The following is a 16,778-nucleotide window of genomic DNA, read 5'->3' on the forward strand; positions in this document are numbered from 1 at the left end:
ACGCGGATCCGCGTACGGGCACGGCCCCGAGACCTCTCCACGGACTGCCCGCGAGGGACCTCCGGCGGTCGGAGCACCCCGGTCTCAGGCGGTCGGAGCACCCCGGGTGAGGGCCCAGCCGTGGTCCACGGGCCCGATCCCGCCGCCGAGGGCGAATCCGTCGGCGATCGCCCCGGTCACGTACTCCTTGGCCGCCGTCACGGCCTCCGGCACGGTCCGTCCCCGCGCGAGGTGCGCGGCGATCGCGGAGGCGAGCGTGCAGCCCGTGCCGTGCGTGTGCCGGTTGTCGTAGCGGGGGGCGCGCAGCCAGTGTTCCTCGGCGCCGTCGGTCAGCAGGTCGACGGCGTCCCCCGGGAGATGACCGCCCTTGATCAGCGCCCACCGGGGGCCGTGGGCCAGCAGGGCCGCGGCCGCCTCCCGCATCCCGGCCTCCGACCGGACCCGCACGCCGGTGAGTTGGGTCACCTCGTCGAGGTTCGGGGTCGCGACGGTGGCCACCGGCAGCAGTCGCGTCCGTACGGAGTCCAGGGCGGAGGCGGCGAGGAGCGGGTCCCCGTGCTTGGAGACGCCGACCGGGTCGACGACCACCGGCGCGTCCGTGGCCGCCAGCAACTCGGCGACGGCCTCGACGAGTTCGGCGGAGGCCAGCATGCCGGTCTTGACGGCCTGCACACCGATGTCGTCGACGACACTGCGGTACTGGGCGCGCACGGCCTGGACGGGCAACTCCCAGGCGCCCTGTACTCCGAGGGAGTTCTGCGCGGTGACGGCCGTGACGACGCTCATCCCGTGCACGCCGAGCGCGAGCATCGTCTTCAGGTCGGCCTGGATGCCGGCCCCGCCGCCGGAGTCGGACCCGGCCACGGTGAGGACCCTCGCGGGCGCGGGGCGCGGGGTCGCGGTCATGACTCGATGTCCCCGAAGTGGTCCCAGCCGCCCTTGCTGGTCCAGGGTGCCCCGTCCACGGTCACCTGGGGCAGCGCCGAGGGGTTGAGGACCTCGCCGATCACCTTCCACCGCGCGGGCAGCTTCACGTCCTGCGGGAAGGTGGCCACGATCGCGTGGTCCTCACCGCCGGTGAGCACCCACTGGAGGGGGTCGACGCCCACGGCCTGACCGATGTCGTGCATCTGGGTGGGGATGTCGATCGCGCCGGAGCGGATGTCGATCCGGCACTTGCTCGCCTCCGCGATGTGCCCCAGGTCCGCGATCAGCCCGTCGCTCACGTCGCACATCGCGGTCGCGCCGAGGGAGGCGGCGGCCGGGCCCGCGTGGTACGGCGGTTCGGGGCGCCGGTGGGCCTCCACGAAGGCGCGCGGCGAGCGGAAGCCGCGGGAGAGCACCGTGTGCCCGGCGGCGGACCAGCCGAGCCAGCCGGTGACGGCGACGACGTCACCGGGGCGCGCTCCGCCCCTGGTCACGGGCTCGTGGTTGCGCAGATCGCCGAGGGCGGTGATGGAGATCATGATGGTGTCACCGCGGACGACGTCACCGCCGACCACGGCCGCGCCTGCGACCTGGCACTCGTCGCGCAGTCCGTCCATCAGCTCGGTGGCCCAGGTCACCGGGAGGTCGGCGGGCGCGACCAGACCGAGCAGCAGGGCGGTGGGCACGGCGCCCATGGCGGCGATGTCCGCGAGGTTCTGTGCGGCGGCCTTGCGCCCCACGTCGTAGGCCGTGGACCAGTCGCGCCGGAAGTGCCGCCCCTCCAGGAGCAGGTCGGTGCTCGCCACGACCCTGCGGTCCGGCGCCGCCACCACGGCGGCGTCGTCGCCGGGGCCGACCCGGACCGCCGGGGTGGTGGTGAGCCGGGAGGTGAGCTCCCTGATGAGCCCGAACTCCCCCAGCTCTCCCACGGTGCCCTTCATCGTCGTATCGCCCCTTCTCGTGCCGTTTGCAGTGTCGCTCCCGCCCGGTCGCGGGCCGTTGTCGTCCTCGGTACGGTCGAGTGGACCGTCAACTCGCGTCGTCCCCGTCCCCCGGTGCGTGCGGCGCGGCCTCCAGGGGTCTCCCCCCGGCGCCTGACGACGCGATACCGTGGCGTTCCTTTTCCCGACATGATCCACATGATCCTCGTGGCCGCCCTGGAGGTTCCGTGGTACAGGCGTACATCCTGATCCAGACGGAGGTCGGCAAGGCGTCGACCGTCGCCGAGACGATCAGCAAGATCCCTGGCGTCGTCCAGGCCGAGGACGTGACGGGGCCCTACGACGTCATCGTCCGCGCCCAGGCCGACACCGTCGACGACCTCGGTCGGCTGGTGGTCGCCAAAGTCCAGCAAGTGGACGGGATCACCCGCACCCTGACCTGCCCGGTCGTGCACCTGTAGCCCCCGTCTACCCTTGTCCGGTGAACTCGTTGCGTCACCGGCCGACCGCTCGCCTCGGGCTGCCCGTCCTCGCCGCGTCGTTGATCGCCGTCGCGGGCTGCTCCTCAGCAGACGACGGCGGCTCGGCGGCGGTTCCCAGCCCGGGGGCCGCCGCCACGAAACCGTGCCGGAAACTGGACGGGGTGTTGCCGCGGACGGTGGACGGTCTCGGCCGCCGGGATCCTCGGCCCGCCTCGTCGTTGACGGCGGGCTGGGGCGACGCGGTGATCATACTGCGCTGCGGTGTGCCCCGGCCGCCCAAGATGGCCGACCCAGGGGTGGCCGAGGGCCGGGACGCCGACGCGGTGGCCGGGGCCGTCGACGGGGTGGACTGGCTGATGGAGAAGCGGGACGACGGGTCGTACCGCTTCACCACGGCGAATCGTTCGGCGTATGTGGAGGTGTCGGTGACCGCGGATCGGGCCGGGAAGGACACCTCGCCGATCCTGGTGGGGCTGGCGCCTGCCATCAAGAAGGCGGTCCCCGAAGGAGTGGCCTCCTAAGGGGGTGCCTCAGGAGGCCGTCTGGAGCGCGCGGGCCGGATCGTGGCTGATCGCGCGGTTCCTCGCGCCCCTGGACAGGGGTTTCGCCCCTGTTCCGGTCACGTCAGCGCAGGCCCGTCGAGCGGTGCAGCGCCGCCTGGATCAGGCGGTCCACCAGCTCCGGGTACTCGATGCCGCTCGCCTTCCACATCGCCGGGTACATCGAGATCGGCGTGAAGCCGGGCAGCGTGTTGATCTCGTTGATGACGAACTCGCCGTCCTCCGTGAGGAAGAAGTCCGCGCGGACCAGACCCTCGCAGGAGGCCGCGTCGAAGGCGTCGACGGCGAGCCGCCGGACCGCGGCGGTCTCCTCGGGCGTCAGCGGGGCCGGAACGATGCCGGGCGTCGAGTCGATGTACTTCGCGTCGAAGTCGTAGTACGCGTGGGTCTCGGGCGGCGGGATCTCGGCGGGAACGGACGCACGCGGGCCGTCCGCGAACTCCAGGACACCGCACTCGATCTCCCGGCCGCGCAGGGCAGCCTCGACCAGGATCTTCGGGTCGTGGCGCTGGGCCTCGGCGATCGCCTCGTCGAGACCGGCGAGGTCGTCGACCTTGGTGATGCCGATGGAGGAGCCCGCGCGGGCGGGCTTCACGAAGAGGGGCCAGCCGTGCTCGCCGGCGAGGTCGATGATCTTCTTGCGGGCGGCCGCCTCGTCGAGCTGCCACTCGCGCGGCCGGATCACCACGTACGGGCCGACCTTCAGCCCGAAGGAGGTGAACACGCGCTTCATGTACTCCTTGTCCTGGCCGACCGCCGAGGCGAGCACGCCCGAGCCGACGTACGGGACCCCGGAGAGCTCCAGCATGCCCTGGAGGGTGCCGTCCTCGCCGTAGGGGCCGTGCAGGACGGGGAAGACGACGTCGACCTCGCCGAGCGCCTTGGGCACCGACCCCGGCTCGCTGTAGAGGACTTCCCGGTTGGCGGGGTCGACAGGGAGCACCACGCCGCCCTCCCGCGACTCGGCGAGTTCCTCGACGCTCGGCGTACGGCGGTCGGTGATCGCCATGCGTTCCGGTTCGTCGGCGGTGAGGAACCAGCGGCCCTCCCGGGTGATGCCGATCGGCAGGACGTCGTACTTGGTCCGGTCGATGGCCCGCAGCACGGCTCCGGCCGTGACCACGGAGATCCCGTGTTCCGAGCTGCGGCCGCCGAAGACGACGGCCACGCGCGGCTTGCGGGACGGCTGCTCAGGACTCTGGGGGAGGTTCTCGGTGCTCATATCGCGTCGAGAGTACCCGGTGGTAGTGGGCCAGTCAGTGCCCGTACGGTCGCTTTCGCTCAGCGTCGCTCCGGCTTGGCGCTGCGCGACATCATCTCCTTGAGGGCGACGACCGGCGGCTTGCCGTCGTGCACGATGTCGACGACCGTCTCGGTGATGGGCATGTCGACGCCGTACCGGCGCCCCAAGTCCAGCACGGACTCACAGGACTTGACGCCCTCGGCGGTCTGCTTGGTGACCGCGATGGTCTCCTGGAGGGTCATGCCCCTGCCCAGGTTGGTGCCGAAGGTGTGGTTGCGGGAGAGCGGCGAGGAGCAGGTCGCGACCAGGTCGCCGAGGCCCGCGAGTCCGGCGAAGGTGAGCGGGTCGGCACCCATCGCGAGGCCGAGCCGGGTCGTCTCCGCGAGACCGCGGGTGATGAGGGAGCCCTTGGCGTTGTCGCCGAGGCCCATGCCGTCCGCGATGCCGACGGCGAGACCGATGACGTTCTTCACCGCGCCGCCCAGCTCGCAGCCGACGACGTCGGTGTTGGTGTAGGGGCGGAAGTACGGGGTGTGACAGGCGGCCTGGAGCCGCTGGGCGACGCCCTCGTCGGTGCAGGCGACCACGGAGGCGGCCGGCATCCGGGAGGCGATCTCCCGCGCGAGGTTGGGTCCGGTGACGACGGCGACACGGTCCTGCCCGACCTTGGCGACGTCCTCGATCACCTCGCTCATCCGCATGGCGGAACCGAGTTCGACGCCTTTCATGAGCGAGACGAGGACGGTGCCGGGTGCCAGCAGCCCGGTCCAGTCGGCGAGGTTGGCCCGCAGCGTCTGGGAGGGGACCGCGAGGACGGTGAAGTCGGCGTCGGCGGCCGCCTCGGCGGCGTCGGTGGTGGCCCGCAGGTTCTCCGGGAGCCGTACTCCGGGCAGGTAGTCCGGGTTGGTTCGGGTGGAGTTGACCGCGTCCGCGAGTTCCGGACGCCGCCCCCACAGCACGGTGTCGCATCCCGCGTCGGCGAGCACCATGCCGAAGGCCGTGCCCCACGAACCGGTGCCGAACACCGCCGCCTTGACCGGCTTGCTCACTTGCCCTGCCCCTCTTCCTGACGTTGCTGTCCCCGCAGTGCCCCATTGTGCTGCTCGGGCCGCCGGGGCTCGACCGCGGCCGCGCTCCTGCGCCGCTGCTCGATCCGCTCCCGCCTGGGGTCGTACGGGGTCTTCGGCGCCCGCTCGCCGCGGATCTCCTCCAGCTGGCGGGTGACGGCGGCCATGATGACCTCGGTGGCGTCCTTCAGCAGGTCCGGGCTCATCTCCTGGCCGTAGAAGCGCGTGAGGTCGACGGGCGGGCCCGCGAGCACGTGGTGCGTCTTGCGCGGCAGGAAGTGCGGCTTCTTCGCGTACGGCGGCAGCAGCTCGTTGGCACCCCACTGCGCGACCGGGATCACCGGGCACCGAGTCTGCAGGGCGACCCGTGCGGCGCCGGTCTTGCCGGTCATGGGCCAGCCGTCCGGGTCGCGGGTCAGGGTGCCCTCGGGGTAGAAGGCGACGCACTCGCCGCGCTCCACGGCGTCGATGGCGGCCCGGAAGGCGCTCAGCGCGTCGGTGCTCTCGCGATAGACGGGAATCTGCCCGGTGCCGCGCATCACGGCGCCGATGAATCCCTTGCCGAAGAGGCTGCTCTTCGCGAGAAAGCGCGGAACCCGGCCGCTGTTGTACTGATAATGGGCGTACGCAAAGGGATCGACATGCGAATTGTGGTTCACGGCGGTGATAAATCCACCCTCGGCCGGAATGTTCTCCATTCCACGCCAGTCCCGCTTGATCAGCACCACCAGGGGTGGTTTGGCGATCACCGCGGCGAGGCGGTACCAGAAGCCGATTCTCCGGCGGGGCACGCGGACACCTTCCTCTAGGACTTCCCAGGGCCTGTTCCGGGGGCCCGGAGCCGCACAAGTGTCGCCCCGGGCTGCCGGTCTGTCGAGAACACCGTACGCCCCGCCCTACGGCCGTCCCTTGCGCCCAGGTGACAATGGCGGCGACAAGAGAGGGACGGAACGCCCGTGCAGTGGACCCTGGTCGTGCCCGTGAAGCCCCTGGCACGGGCCAAGAGCAGGCTCTCGGACACCGCGGCCGACGCGGTGCGCCCCGGGCTGGCCCTCGCCTTCGCCCAGGACACCGTGGCCGCGGCCCTGGCCGCTACGGCCGTGCGCGGTGTGGTGGTGGTCACGGACGATCCCCGCGCCGCACGCGAACTGACGGCCCTCGGCGCGCGCGCCGTGCCGGAGGATCCCCGCGGCGGCCCCGAGGACGGCCTGAACGCCGCTCTGCGGCACGGAGCGGCCGTCGTGCGCGATGTACGCCCGCAAAGCCCCGTGGCGGCCCTGAACGCAGATCTGCCCGCTCTGCGCCCCGGGGAACTGACCCGCGTCCTGCACGCGGCCGCCGCGTTCCCCCGCTCCTTCCTCGCCGACGCGGCCGGCACCGGCACCACCCTGCTCGCCGCCGCTCCCGGTCACGGCCTCTCCCCCGCCTTCGGCCCCGGCTCCCGTGCACGCCACCGCCGCTCCGGCGCTGTGGAACTCACCCTCGCCGCCGTCGACTCCGTGCGCCAGGACGTCGACACCGGTGACGACCTGCGCGCCGCGCTCGGCCTCGGCGTCGGCCCCCGTACGGCCGCCGCGGCCGCGCGCCTGCTGATCCCCGGCCAGTAGGCTGCGGCCATGCAGGCCACCGCGTACACCTACGACCCCGCCACCCGCACCGGCCAGGTGCTCCTGGACGACGGCACCCCGGTCCCGTTCGGCGCCCCGGCCTTCGACGCGGGCGCCCTGCGGCTGCTGCGGCCGGGGCAGCGGGTCAGGATCGAGACGGAGGGCGAGGGGGAGACCCTGCGCATCACCCTGATCACCCTGCAAACGTTCTGAAATCCCGGCGGAGCCCGCCCCGGAACACGCCGCGGGCCGGGCTCCATCAGCAGGAGCCCGGCCCGGCGCGTGTGAGTACCAGGCGCCCTATGCCTGGCGCGCGGCGGTCTTCTTGGCGGTCGTCTTGCGAGCCGTCGACTTCTTGGCCGGCGCCTTCTTGGCCGTGGCCTTCTTCGCCGGCGCCTTCTTCGCGGCCGTCTTCTTGGCGGCCGTCGACTTCGACGCCGTGGTCTTCTTCGCGGCGGTCGACTTCGCGGTCGTCTTCTTCGCGGTCGTCTTCTTCGCCGTGGTCTTCTTCGCGGCGGCCGTCGTCTTCTTGGCGGTGGCCGTCGTGGTCTTGCGAGCGGTCGTCTTCTTGGCCGCGGTCTTCTTCGCCGCCGCCTTCTTGACCGTCGCCGAAGCGCCACCGCTCAGGCTGCCCTTGGGCGCCTTCTTGACCGCGACCTCGCCACCACGGGGAAGCTTCTTCGAGCCGCTGACCAGGTCCTTGAAGCCCTGGCCCGCGCGGAAACGCGGCACGGAGGTCTTCTTGACCCGAACCCGCTCACCCGTCTGCGGGTTGCGGGCGTAACGGGCCGGCCGGTCCACCTTCTCGAAGGAACCGAAGCCGGTGACCGAGACCCGGTCGCCGGCGACGACCGCGCGGACGATGGCGTCCAGAACGGCGTCGACCGCGTCGGCGGCCTGCTGACGCCCTCCGACCTTGTCCGCAATCGCTTCTACGAGCTGCGCCTTGTTCACGTCTTCCCCTTCGGAGACATCGCCAGAACGAAAGTGTTCAAGCTTTTTCGCACGTTAGGCAGATATATACCGCAAATCAAACACGAAACGGGCTTATCACCCTTGTGCCGCAACGAACTCGGCAGCCACGGACTTCTCTCAGCGTTCCTCTACGGGCATTCGCCCCTCGTCGAGGTCTGCCGTGAAGCCCTCCAGCCGCCTTGCCGCGTCGGCGAGATCGTGCTTGGCCACGGCCGTAATGACCAGCAGCTTCCGGGTCAGCGCCATGCGTACGCCCTCCGGGACTTGCAGTGCGCGCACTCTTGCGTGCGCTTCCTTGAGTTGGCCCGCGACCGCCGTATAGAGCTCGAGTTGGCCGTCGTGTTCCATGCACAGATTGTGCCATCTGGGGCGAGTTGTCGCCTGCCCAGGGGGCAACTGCCGTCTCCCGGAGGCCCGAGGAGCACCTCCGGTCGATGCCACACGATGGTGCGCGTACCCCGGCAATCACCTTTGTAACTAGGGGAGTTGAAACCTTTCTGCACATGACTTCGAAGGTCGCCGAACCCGGACATGCAGGTACCCCCAACCGTGCACGATTGGGGGTACCTGGGGGTGTCGCGGTGGCTGGAATCCGCCGTGCGCGGGCGGTCCTCGGGGGTGGCCCGCGCCGTCGGATCAGACCTTGAGCGTCCTCGGCTTGTACGAGGGCCGCTTGGCCTCGTAGGCGGAGATGTCGGCCTCGTTCTGGAGGGTGATGGAGATGTCGTCCAGCCCGTTCAGCAGCCGCCAGCGGGAGTTCTCGTCCAGCTCGAAGGCGGCGGTGATCCCTTCGGCGCGCACCTCGCGGGCCTCCAGGTCGACCGTGATCTCGGCCTCGGGGTCGTTCTCGCTCAGCTCCTGCAGCGCTTCCACGATCTTCTGGTCGAGGACCACCGTGAGCAGGCCGTTCTTGAGCGAGTTGCCGCGGAAGATGTCGGCGAACCGGGAGGAGACGACGGCCTTGAAGCCGTAGTTCTGCAGCGCCCAGACGGCGTGCTCACGGGAGGAGCCGGTGCCGAAGTCGGGGCCGGCGACCAGGACGGTCGCCCCCTTGCGCTCGGGGCGGTTGAGGACGAAGTTCTCGTCCTTGCGCCAGGCCTCGAACAGTCCGTCCTCGAAGCCGTCCCTGGTCACCTTCTTGAGCCAGTGGGCGGGGATGATCTGGTCGGTGTCGACGTTGCTGCGGCGCAGCGGGACGGCCCGGCCGGTGTGGGTGGTGAATGCTTCCATGGCTGTTCAGACTCCAGCGGGCGCGGGGGCGTCGGTCAGGTCGGCGGGGGACGCCAGGTGGCCGAGGACGGCCGTGGCGGCGGCGACCTGCGGCGAGACCAGGTGGGTGCGGCCGCCCTTGCCCTGCCTGCCCTCGAAGTTGCGGTTGGAGGTGGAGGCGGAGCGCTCACCGGGGGCCAGCTGGTCCGGGTTCATGCCCAGACACATCGAGCAGCCCGCGTGCCGCCACTCGGCGCCGGCCTCCTTGAAGACGACGTCCAGGCCCTCGGAGACGGCCTGCAGACCGACCCGCGCGGAGCCGGGGACGACCAGCATCCGTACGCCGTCGGCGACTTTGCGGCCCTTGACCAGCTCGGCGGCGGCGCGCAGGTCCTCGATGCGGCCGTTGGTGCACGAACCTACGAAGACGGTGTCCACGGTGATGGACTTCAGCGGCTGGCCGGCCTCCAACCCCATGTACTCCAGGGCCTTTTCGGCGGCGAGGCGCTCCGAGGCGTCCTCGTACGAGGCCGGGTCGGGGACCGACGCCGAAAGCGGCGCGCCCTGGCCGGGGTTGGTGCCCCAGGTGACGAACGGCGACAGGGCGGCGCCGTCGATGAACACCTCGGCGTCGAACTCGGCGTCCTCGTCCGTCCTCAGCGTCTTCCAGTACGCGACGGCCGCGTCCCAGTCCTCGCCCTCGGGGGCGTGCGGGCGACCCTTGAGGTAGTCGAAGGTGGTCTGGTCGGGGGCGATCATGCCGGCGCGGGCACCGGCCTCGATCGACATGTTGCAGATGGTCATGCGAGCCTCCATCGAGAGCTTCTCGATGGCGGGGCCCCGGTACTCCAGGACATAGCCCTGGCCGCCGCCCGTGCCGATCTTGGCGATGATCGCCAGGATCAGGTCCTTGGCGGTGACGCCCTCGGCCAGCTCGCCCTCGACGGTGATCGCCATGGTCTTGGGGCGCACCAGCGGCAGCGTCTGCGTGGCCAGCACGTGCTCCACCTGGGAGGTGCCGATGCCGAACGCCAGACCGCCGAAGGCTCCGTGGGTGGAGGTGTGGGAGTCACCGCAGACGACCGTCATACCGGGCTGGGTCAGACCCAGCTGCGGGCCGACGACGTGCACGACACCCTGCTCGACGTCGCCCAGCGGGTGCAGCCGCACACCGAACTCGGCGGCGTTCGCGCGCAGCGTCTCCAGCTGGACGCGGGAGACCGGGTCCGCGATGGGCTTGTCGATGTCGAGGGTGGGGGTGTTGTGGTCCTCGGTCGCGATGGTCAGGTCGAGCCGGCGCACCTTGCGCCCGCTCTTGCGGAGACCGTCGAAGGCCTGGGGGCTGGTCACCTCGTGCAGCAGGTGCAGATCGATGAAGAGGAGGTCGGGCTCGCCCTCGGCGCGCCGGACGACATGGTCGTCCCAGACCTTCTCCGCGAGTGTCCTACCCATCGCTTTCCCTCCGGCCGGCGCGTCAGCGCGTCGGCCCAACTAGAGATCTCGGAGGTGGCGAGCGCGCGAATCCCCTCGTGGCGCGCGCCGGCCGCCGGGCTCGTCGGTCCGCGAGCCGTTGTTGTTCTGCTTCCAGAGTGGCAAGGTCCACGCGAAATTGAACTTGCGTTTCACAGAGTGAGACGCGAGTATCGTTGCATGGACAACAGTAGCGGCGTCGGCGTTCTGGACAAGGCGGCCCTGGTCCTGAGCGCTCTGGAGTCCGGTCCGGCCACCCTCGCGGGTCTGGTCGGCGCCACCGGACTCGCACGGCCCACGGCCCACCGCCTGGCCGTGGCTCTGGAACACCACCGCATGGTGGCACGCGACATGCAGGGCCGTTTCATCCTCGGCCCCCGGCTGGCCGAGCTGGCCGCGGCCGCCGGCGAGGACCGCCTCCTCGCGACGGCGGGCCCGGTGCTCACGCACCTGCGCGACATCACGGGCGAGAGCGCGCAGCTCTACCGCCGGCAGGGCGACATGCGTATCTGTGTCGCCGCCGCGGAGCGGCTCTCCGGCCTGCGGGACACGGTCCCGGTGGGCTCGACCCTCACGATGAAGGCCGGCTCGTCGGCGCAGATCCTCATGGCCTGGGAGGAGCCGGAGCGGCTGCACCGCGGGCTCCAGGGCGCCCGTTTCACGGCCACCGCCCTCTCGGGCGTACGGCGCCGGGGCTGGGCCCAGTCCATCGGCGAGCGCGAGCCGGGCGTCGCCTCGGTCTCCGCCCCCGTGCGCGGCCCGTCGAACCGCGTGGTGGCCGCCGTCTCCGTCTCCGGCCCCATCGAGCGCCTCACCCGCCACCCCGGCCGGATGCACGCCCAGGCTGTCATCGACGCCGCGGGGCGCCTCTCGGAGGCCCTGCGCCGCACCGGCTGACCCGCACGCCCGTATCGACCATGGGAAAAGGCCTGCCTCAACGCCGCGGCAGGCCTTTTCCCATGGGTACGGCAGGCGCCGAGACGGCGGGCCGGCGCCGACGCGGGTCCTCGGCCGCGCGCGCCCACCGACCACCCCGGCCGCCCGGCGCCGGATCCCCTAGGCCGTCGGGGCGTCCACACCCCGCCCGGCCCGGTGGGCGAACCTCTCCTTCGCCGACCTCCCCCGCGCCTCGACCGGCAGCACCCCCGTGGCCGCCGCCAGGCCGAACGCAGGCATGTCGGCGTAGATCGACTCGTACGAGCCCGCCGGCACCACGTACGTCTCGTGCCACAGGCCCACGTGCTGCCGGGACTTCCCCTTGCGCTCCTTGCGGTTCAGCGCGGCCCACGCCACACGGTGGAACGCGTCGGGCGCGTGCGCGTAGGCGTAGAGCTTCTCCTTGGACTCCCAGTACTGGACGACGTAGTACGTCCGCGGCGAGGCCGTCAGCAGCACGGCGTTCAGCAGTCCCCTCTCCGGGTCGTCGCGCAGCTCACGCAGCATCCGCGGCATCGCCCTCAGCACGGGCATCCAGTGGTGCACGGCCCAGAAGTGGTTGATCCGCGTGCCGATCAGCAGGACGACCACATCGCCCTCGGCCGCCGCGGTGGTACGGCCGGCCATGACCCGCTTTCCGAACATGACTCCCCCTGGTTGGTGAGCAGCACTATCCGAACTCTCGTGCTTGGATAGTGACACTTCCCAAGGAGAGGCGCAAGAGAGATGCGGCTGGCGGAGCTGAGTGAGCGCAGCGGGGTGTCCACGGCGACGATCAAGTACTACCTGCGCGAGGGGCTGTTGGCGCCGGGCCGCCAGGTCAACGCGACGACGGCCGAGTACGACGAGGAGCACCTGCGCCGGCTGCGGCTGGTGCGGGCACTGATCCAGGTGGGCAAGGTGCCGGTGGCGAACGCCCGGGAGGTGCTCCGGCACGTGGACGACGAGTCGCTCGGCCGCACGATCCGGCTCGGCGCGGCCCTGTGGGCGCTGCCGCAGACCCCCGGCCCGGACGAGGAGGATCCGGTCACCGTCGCCGCGACGGCCGAGGTGGACCGGCTGCTGCGGATGCTGGGCTGGGAGTCGGCTCGGGAGATCGGCCCCCTGTCCCCCGCGCACCGTTCACTGGTGGCGCTGGTGGCGACGCTGCTGCGGCTCGACTATCCCTGCGGCGCCGAACTGATGGCACCGTACGCGGAGTTGATGCACCAGGCGGCCGTCAGGGACCTGGACCACATGGAGAGCTACGCGTCCGACACCGAGAAGGTGGAGGTGGCGGTGTCGGCGGCGGTGCTCTTCGAGCCGGTGCTGCGCTCACTGCACCGGCTGGCCCAGGAGGAGGAGTCGGCTCGGCGCTACGGCATCGAGTAGTCGGGGCGCACGACGAAGGCCCCCCACCGAGGTGGAGGGCCTTCATGGAACGTACCCCCGACCGGATTCGAACCGGCGCTACCGCCTTGAGAGGGCGGCGTGCTAGGCCGCTACACAACGGGGGCCCTAGCGATCCTGCACGCGTCTAATTTACAACGCCGCAGGTCCGAGCTGGTCTACCTGGACTCGAACCAAGAATGACGGTACCAGAAACCGTAGTGTTGCCAATTACACCATAGACCAATAAGGTTGAGACCTTTTCGTACCCCCGACCGGATTCGAACCGGCGCTACCGCCTTGAGAGGGCGGCGTGCTAGGCCGCTACACAACGGGGGCCCTAGCGATCCTGCATCGATAGTGGTGGGAGCTACCCTGTCCACCTTCGCGGGAAGGATCTGTACCCCCGACCGGATTCGAACCGGCGCTACTGCCTTGAGAGGGCAGCGTGCTAGGCCGCTACACAACGGGGGCTTTGCGGATCTGATCTCCGCATACGCAGATGAGCTCTGCGAGCTGGCCTACCTGGACTCGAACCAAGACTAACTGAACCAGAATCAGTCGTGCTGCCAATTACACCATAGGCCACTGGAACGCAAGCCCCTGTGGGGATCTTGTTCTAGTTCGCTCCGTCGGTTCCGGCCTTTCGGCCCGCTCCCCGGCGGCGCAGGAAGAACATTACCCGAAGGTGGACGGCGCTCCAAAACGGGTATCCGAGCCGAGGATCGCCGGGAGTTCGGCGAGGGTGGCGATCCGGTGGGGCCCGACGGGCGGGTCGACGGTCGCGTAGAGACCGCCGCGGTCGATCCAGACCGACAGCAGACCGGCGTCGGCCGCGCCCCGGCCGTCGATCTCGGGGTGGTCCCCGACGTAGACGACCTCGTGCGGCGGCAGCTCCAGGGCCTCGCAGGCCACGTGGAAGGCCTCGGCGGCCGGTTTGTGGACGCCCAGCTGCTCGGCGCAGAGCACCGTCTCGAAGCGGTCCCAGACACCGAGCGTGCGCAGCTTGCGCTCCTGGACGGGGAGGCTGGAATTGGAGAGCACCGCGTGCCGGTGGCTGACGGCGAGCGCGTCCAGGACGGGCAGGACGTCCGGGAAGAGGGACCAGGCCCGCTCGTAGTGGGCGATGTAGCGCTCGAACCAGGCGTCGGCCTCGGCGTCGGTCAGCGGCTGCCCGCGGAAGTCCCGTACCCGGTCACGACGGGTGGACTCCCAGTCGCCCTCGCCCGCCGCGTACCGCCGCCAGTGCAGGCTGGTCAGCTCGCGCCAGCGGGTCAGGGCCTCCTCGACCGAGCCGTGACCGAGCAGCAGGCCCTCGGCGGCGAGATGGTCCCGCATGCCGGCCCGGTCGGCCGCGGTGTAGTCGAAAAGGGTGTCGTCGACGTCCCAGAGCACCGCCTTGATGTCCATGATCCGACGGTAGCCGGAGGCCGGCCGTCCTGTCCGCAGGACGGGACGACGAAGGGGCGGCACCCGGACCCCGGGTGCCGCCCCTTCCCCACGGCCGTTACGCGGCCAGCTTCGCCAGGGCCGCGTCGATCCGCGCCAGGGTCTTCTCCCGGCCCAGGATCTCCAGGGACTCGAAGAGCGGGAGGCCGACCGTGCGGCCGGTGACGGCGACACGGACCGGGGCCTGGGCCTTGCCGAGCTTCAGGCCGTGGGCCTCGCCGGCGGCCAGGACGGCCTCCTTCAGGGACTCTGCCGAGGTCCAGTCGGCCGCCTCCAGCTTCACCCGTGCCGTGCGCAGCAGGTCGTCGGAGCCCTCCTTCATGGCCTTCGCCCAGCTCGCCTCGTCCTCCACCGGCTCCGGCAGGAAGAGGAAGTCGACGTTCTCCGTGATCTCGGACAGGACCTTCAGGCGGGTCTGCGCGTGCGGGGCGATGGCCTCCCACCTGGCCTCGTCGAAGTCCTCCGGCGCCCAGGGCGCGAACGGGGCCTTCAGCCAGGGGGCGCAGCGTGCGGTGAAGTCCGCCACGTCCAGCAGACGGATGTGGTCGGCGTTGATCGCCTCGGCCTTCTTCAGGTCGAAGCGGGCCGGGTTGGGGTTCACGTCGGCGATGTCGAAGGCGGCGACCATCTCCTCGATCGTGAAGATGTCCTGGTCGGCGGAGAGCGACCAGCCGAGCAGGGAGAGGTAGTTGAGCAGGCCCTCGGGGAGGAAGCCGCGCTCCCGGTAGAGGTTGAGGCTCGCCTGCGGGTCGCGCTTGGAGAGCTTCTTGTTGCCCTCGCCCATGACGTACGGCAGGTGCCCGAAGGACGGGACCTCCTTGGCGATGCCCAGCTCGATCAGCGCCTTGTACAGCGCGACCTGGCGGGGCGTGGAGGAGAGCAGGTCCTCGCCGCGCAGGACGTGGGTGATCTCCATCAGGGCGTCGTCGACGGGGTTGACGAGGGTGTAGAGCGGGGCGCCGTTCGCTCGGACGATGCCGTAGTCCGGGACGTTCTCCGGGGTGAAGGTCAGCTCGCCGCGGACCAGGTCCGTGAAGGTGATCGTCTCGTCGGGCATCCGGAAGCGGACGATCGGCTCGCGACCCTCGGCCTCGTACCGGGCCTTCTGCTCGGGCGTGACCTCGCGGCACTTGCCGTCGTAGCCGGAGGGCCGGCCGGCGGCGCGGGCGGCGTCGCGGCGCTCCTCCAGCTCGGAGGCGGTGCAGTAGCAGGAGTAGGCGTGGCCGGCCTCCTTGAGCCGCTCGGCCACCTCCAGGTACGTCTCCATGCGCTGCGACTGGCGGTACGGCGCGTGCGGGCCGCCGACCTCGGGGCCTTCGTCCCAGGTGAAGCCCAGCCAGCGCAGGGAGTCCAGGAGCTGCTCGTAGGACTCCTCGGAGTCGCGGGCGGCGTCGGTGTCCTCGATGCGGAAGACGAACGTGCCGCCGGTGTGGCGGGCGAACGCCCAGTTGAACAGGGCCGTGCGGACCAGACCCACATGGGGGTTGCCGGTCGGGGACGGACAGAAACGTACGCGGACGGAGCCGTTAGCCACGCTTGATCACCTTGTTGGTGAGAGTGCCGATGCCTTCGATGGTGACGGCGACCTCGTCGCCGACGTTGAGGGGGCCGACCCCTGCCGGGGTGCCCGTGAGGATCACGTCGCCGGGGAGCAGCGTCATGGCCTCGGTGATGTTGACGATCAGGTCCTCGATGGAGTGGATCATCTCGCTGGTGCGGCCGAGCTGGCGCTGCCCGCCGTTGACGGTGAGCTGGATGGTCAGGTCGCCCGGGTCGAGGTCGGTCTCCACCCAGGGGCCGAGCGGGCAGGAGGTGTCGAAACCCTTGGCCCTGGCCCACTGCTTCTCGCGCTTCTGGACGTCCCGGGCGGTGACGTCGTTGGCGCAGGTGTAGCCGAAGATCACGTCCTTGACGCGTTCGCGGGGGACCTCGCGGCACAGCCGGCCGATGACGACGGCCAGCTCGGCCTCGTGGTGCAGTTCCTGGGAGAACGCCGGGTACTGGATGTCGTCGCCGGAGCCGATCACGGAGGTGGCCGGCTTGAAGAAGGCGAACGGGGCGTCGGGGACCTCGTTGCCCAGCTCGCGGGCGTGTTCGGCGTAGTTGCGGCCGAAGGCCACGACCTTGTTGGGGAGCACCGGCGGCAGCAGCCTGACCTTGCTGAGCGGGACCTTCGTGCCGGAGAGCTGGAAGTCCGCGAACGGGATGCCCTTGATGATGTCGAGGACGAGCTCGTCCGGCTTGTCGCCCTCGACCGCGCCGAAGGCTACGTTCCCGTCGATGGAGAACCTGGCGATGCGCACGGGATGCTTGCGCCCCTTAACTGAGCTGGCTGGAGTCTGACGGTCCAGGCTAACGCGGGGTGGGGTGGCCGCTTCGCGCATTTGAACCGCGGAGGCATGCCGCACCACCGCGGAGGCGTGCGAAGGGCGCCCGGCAGGGGGCGGGCGCCCCTCCCCCAGCGGGCGCGGCGTGAGTGCGCCCGCGCGCCGGGAAACTTCACCCGATACGCGGCTGTCTCTTATAAAAAACAGAACCTGCCGA

Annotated in this window: 19 protein-coding genes and 5 tRNA genes; 6 read left to right on the top strand and 18 right to left on the bottom strand. The window is 70.7% G+C overall.

All coding sequences use genetic code 11. From position 1 onward, the window contains the following. Positions 1-84: 84 nt before the first annotated feature. Both thiD and ACFU5F_RS39780 read right to left on the bottom strand, forming a co-directional pair. Complete coding sequence (gene thiD / locus ACFU5F_RS39775; RefSeq protein ID WP_383898235.1) at positions 85-906, bottom strand: bifunctional hydroxymethylpyrimidine kinase/phosphomethylpyrimidine kinase; 822 nt, start codon at positions 904-906, stop codon at positions 85-87. Beyond that, the gene (locus ACFU5F_RS39780) at positions 903-1,868 is read right to left on the bottom strand and encodes a thiamine-phosphate kinase (protein WP_013000440.1); all 966 of its coding nucleotides are present in this window, start codon (positions 1,866-1,868) and stop codon (positions 903-905) included. Before ACFU5F_RS39780 ends, thiD begins: the two co-directional genes overlap by 4 nt. 227 nt (positions 1,869-2,095) lie before the next feature. Here ACFU5F_RS39780 and ACFU5F_RS39785 point away from each other — a divergent pair, with 227 nt between their 5' ends. Continuing rightward, complete coding sequence (locus ACFU5F_RS39785; RefSeq protein WP_013000441.1) at positions 2,096-2,329, top strand: Lrp/AsnC family transcriptional regulator; 234 nt, start codon at positions 2,096-2,098, stop codon at positions 2,327-2,329. 20 nt (positions 2,330-2,349) lie between these two features. After that, positions 2,350-2,871: a DUF3515 domain-containing protein gene (locus tag ACFU5F_RS39790; protein ID WP_383898237.1), complete on the top strand. Its 522-nt coding sequence runs from the start codon at positions 2,350-2,352 to the stop codon at positions 2,869-2,871. A 103-nt stretch (positions 2,872-2,974) separates the two neighbouring features. Here the strand turns inward: ACFU5F_RS39790 and ACFU5F_RS39795 are convergent, their stop codons facing one another. From ACFU5F_RS39795 to ACFU5F_RS39805, 3 genes are read right to left on the bottom strand one after another with little or no spacing between them, the layout of a single operon-like run. After that, positions 2,975-4,132, bottom strand: coding sequence for a D-alanine--D-alanine ligase family protein (locus ACFU5F_RS39795; RefSeq protein ID WP_383898238.1), 1,158 nt, complete (start codon positions 4,130-4,132; stop codon positions 2,975-2,977). A 59-nt stretch (positions 4,133-4,191) separates the two neighbouring features. Continuing rightward, entirely contained in the window at positions 4,192-5,202 is a 1,011-nt protein-coding gene (locus tag ACFU5F_RS39800) for an NAD(P)H-dependent glycerol-3-phosphate dehydrogenase (protein WP_383898240.1), read from the bottom strand. Continuing rightward, positions 5,199-6,011 (bottom strand): lysophospholipid acyltransferase family protein, encoded by an 813-nt coding sequence (locus ACFU5F_RS39805; RefSeq protein ID WP_383898242.1) that lies wholly within the window; start codon positions 6,009-6,011, stop codon positions 5,199-5,201. Before ACFU5F_RS39805 ends, ACFU5F_RS39800 begins: the two co-directional genes overlap by 4 nt. A 165-nt stretch (positions 6,012-6,176) precedes the next feature. Here ACFU5F_RS39805 and cofC point away from each other — a divergent pair, with 165 nt between their 5' ends. After that, positions 6,177-6,827 carry a 2-phospho-L-lactate guanylyltransferase gene (cofC, locus tag ACFU5F_RS39810; RefSeq protein WP_383898243.1) on the top strand — a complete coding sequence of 217 codons (651 nt, stop codon included), beginning with the start codon at positions 6,177-6,179 and terminating at the stop codon, positions 6,825-6,827. Positions 6,828-6,836: 9 nt separating this feature from the next. After that, positions 6,837-7,040 (top strand): hypothetical protein, encoded by a 204-nt coding sequence (locus ACFU5F_RS39815; protein ID WP_005479889.1) that lies wholly within the window; start codon positions 6,837-6,839, stop codon positions 7,038-7,040. An 87-nt stretch (positions 7,041-7,127) separates the two neighbouring features. Here the strand turns inward: ACFU5F_RS39815 and ACFU5F_RS39820 are convergent, their stop codons facing one another. The 4 genes from ACFU5F_RS39820 to leuC all read right to left on the bottom strand — a co-directional run bounded on the left by ACFU5F_RS39820 (position 7,128) and on the right by leuC (position 10,463). After that, on the bottom strand, positions 7,128-7,781 hold the full coding sequence (locus tag ACFU5F_RS39820; protein WP_383898244.1) for an HU family DNA-binding protein: 654 nt from the start codon (positions 7,779-7,781) through the stop codon (positions 7,128-7,130). 138 nt (positions 7,782-7,919) lie between these two features. After that, on the bottom strand, positions 7,920-8,150 hold the full coding sequence (locus tag ACFU5F_RS39825; protein WP_383898246.1) for a hypothetical protein: 231 nt from the start codon (positions 8,148-8,150) through the stop codon (positions 7,920-7,922). Positions 8,151-8,438: 288 nt separating this feature from the next. Then, entirely contained in the window at positions 8,439-9,032 is a 594-nt protein-coding gene (gene leuD, locus ACFU5F_RS39830; protein WP_383898248.1) for a 3-isopropylmalate dehydratase small subunit, read from the bottom strand. A 6-nt stretch (positions 9,033-9,038) separates the two neighbouring features. Further along, on the bottom strand, positions 9,039-10,463 hold the full coding sequence (leuC, locus tag ACFU5F_RS39835; RefSeq protein WP_383898249.1) for a 3-isopropylmalate dehydratase large subunit: 1,425 nt from the start codon (positions 10,461-10,463) through the stop codon (positions 9,039-9,041). Between the two features lie 198 nt (positions 10,464-10,661). Here leuC and ndgR point away from each other — a divergent pair, with 198 nt between their 5' ends. Then, positions 10,662-11,378, top strand: coding sequence for an IclR family transcriptional regulator NdgR (gene ndgR / locus ACFU5F_RS39840; RefSeq protein ID WP_003993203.1), 717 nt, complete (start codon positions 10,662-10,664; stop codon positions 11,376-11,378). A 159-nt stretch (positions 11,379-11,537) separates the two neighbouring features. On the opposite strand, the gene ACFU5F_RS39845 is transcribed toward ndgR, so the two are convergent. Beyond that, complete coding sequence (locus tag ACFU5F_RS39845; protein ID WP_383898251.1) at positions 11,538-12,062, bottom strand: DUF4188 domain-containing protein; 525 nt, start codon at positions 12,060-12,062, stop codon at positions 11,538-11,540. 81 nt (positions 12,063-12,143) lie between these two features. Between ACFU5F_RS39845 and ACFU5F_RS39850 the strand changes: the two genes are divergently transcribed. Next, positions 12,144-12,788 (top strand): MerR family transcriptional regulator, encoded by a 645-nt coding sequence (locus tag ACFU5F_RS39850; RefSeq protein ID WP_383898253.1) that lies wholly within the window; start codon positions 12,144-12,146, stop codon positions 12,786-12,788. Between the two features lie 52 nt (positions 12,789-12,840). Here the strand turns inward: ACFU5F_RS39850 and ACFU5F_RS39855 are convergent. The 8 genes from ACFU5F_RS39855 to ACFU5F_RS39890 all read right to left on the bottom strand — a co-directional run bounded on the left by ACFU5F_RS39855 (position 12,841) and on the right by ACFU5F_RS39890 (position 16,537). After that, positions 12,841-12,913: transfer RNA gene (locus ACFU5F_RS39855), tRNA-Glu, on the bottom strand. A gap of 46 nt (positions 12,914-12,959) precedes the next feature. Continuing rightward, a tRNA-Gln gene (locus tag ACFU5F_RS39860) sits at positions 12,960-13,031 on the bottom strand. Positions 13,032-13,051: 20 nt separating this feature from the next. After that, a tRNA-Glu gene (locus tag ACFU5F_RS39865) sits at positions 13,052-13,124 on the bottom strand. A 62-nt stretch (positions 13,125-13,186) separates the two neighbouring features. Further along, positions 13,187-13,259: transfer RNA gene (locus ACFU5F_RS39870), tRNA-Glu, on the bottom strand. A 42-nt stretch (positions 13,260-13,301) separates the two neighbouring features. Next, positions 13,302-13,373 (bottom strand) — tRNA-Gln (locus tag ACFU5F_RS39875). A 90-nt stretch (positions 13,374-13,463) separates the two neighbouring features. Continuing rightward, entirely contained in the window at positions 13,464-14,195 is a 732-nt protein-coding gene (locus ACFU5F_RS39880; RefSeq protein WP_383898255.1) for an HAD family hydrolase, read from the bottom strand. Between the two features lie 97 nt (positions 14,196-14,292). Beyond that, on the bottom strand, positions 14,293-15,768 hold the full coding sequence (gene gltX, locus ACFU5F_RS39885; protein ID WP_383898256.1) for a glutamate--tRNA ligase: 1,476 nt from the start codon (positions 15,766-15,768) through the stop codon (positions 14,293-14,295). Next, a complete protein-coding gene (locus ACFU5F_RS39890; protein WP_383898258.1) occupies positions 15,761-16,537 on the bottom strand; it encodes a fumarylacetoacetate hydrolase family protein in 777 nt (258 codons plus the stop codon). The genes gltX and ACFU5F_RS39890 overlap by 8 nt, the downstream gene beginning before the upstream one ends. Positions 16,538-16,778 lie beyond the last annotated feature (241 nt).

The organism is Streptomyces sp. NPDC057438 (assembly GCF_042802995.1).
Classification (GTDB): domain Bacteria; phylum Actinomycetota; class Actinomycetes; order Streptomycetales; family Streptomycetaceae; genus Streptomyces.

Coding starts and splice junctions, on each gene's coding strand:
- thiD (WP_383898235.1), bottom strand. CDS start 906: ATGACCGCGACCCCGCGCCCCGCGCCCGCGAGGGTCCTCACCGTGGCC.
- ACFU5F_RS39780 (WP_013000440.1), bottom strand. CDS start 1,868: ATGAAGGGCACCGTGGGAGAGCTGGGGGAGTTCGGGCTCATCAGGGAG.
- ACFU5F_RS39795 (WP_383898238.1), bottom strand. CDS start 4,132: ATGAGCACCGAGAACCTCCCCCAGAGTCCTGAGCAGCCGTCCCGCAAG.
- ACFU5F_RS39815 (WP_005479889.1), top strand. CDS start 6,837: ATGCAGGCCACCGCGTACACCTACGACCCCGCCACCCGCACCGGCCAG.
- ACFU5F_RS39825 (WP_383898246.1), bottom strand. CDS start 8,150: ATGGAACACGACGGCCAACTCGAGCTCTATACGGCGGTCGCGGGCCAA.
- leuD (WP_383898248.1), bottom strand. CDS start 9,032: ATGGAAGCATTCACCACCCACACCGGCCGGGCCGTCCCGCTGCGCCGC.
- leuC (WP_383898249.1), bottom strand. CDS start 10,463: ATGGGTAGGACACTCGCGGAGAAGGTCTGGGACGACCATGTCGTCCGG.
- ndgR (WP_003993203.1), top strand. CDS start 10,662: ATGGACAACAGTAGCGGCGTCGGCGTTCTGGACAAGGCGGCCCTGGTC.
- ACFU5F_RS39845 (WP_383898251.1), bottom strand. CDS start 12,062: ATGTTCGGAAAGCGGGTCATGGCCGGCCGTACCACCGCGGCGGCCGAG.
- ACFU5F_RS39850 (WP_383898253.1), top strand. CDS start 12,144: ATGCGGCTGGCGGAGCTGAGTGAGCGCAGCGGGGTGTCCACGGCGACG.
- ACFU5F_RS39880 (WP_383898255.1), bottom strand. CDS start 14,195: ATGGACATCAAGGCGGTGCTCTGGGACGTCGACGACACCCTTTTCGAC.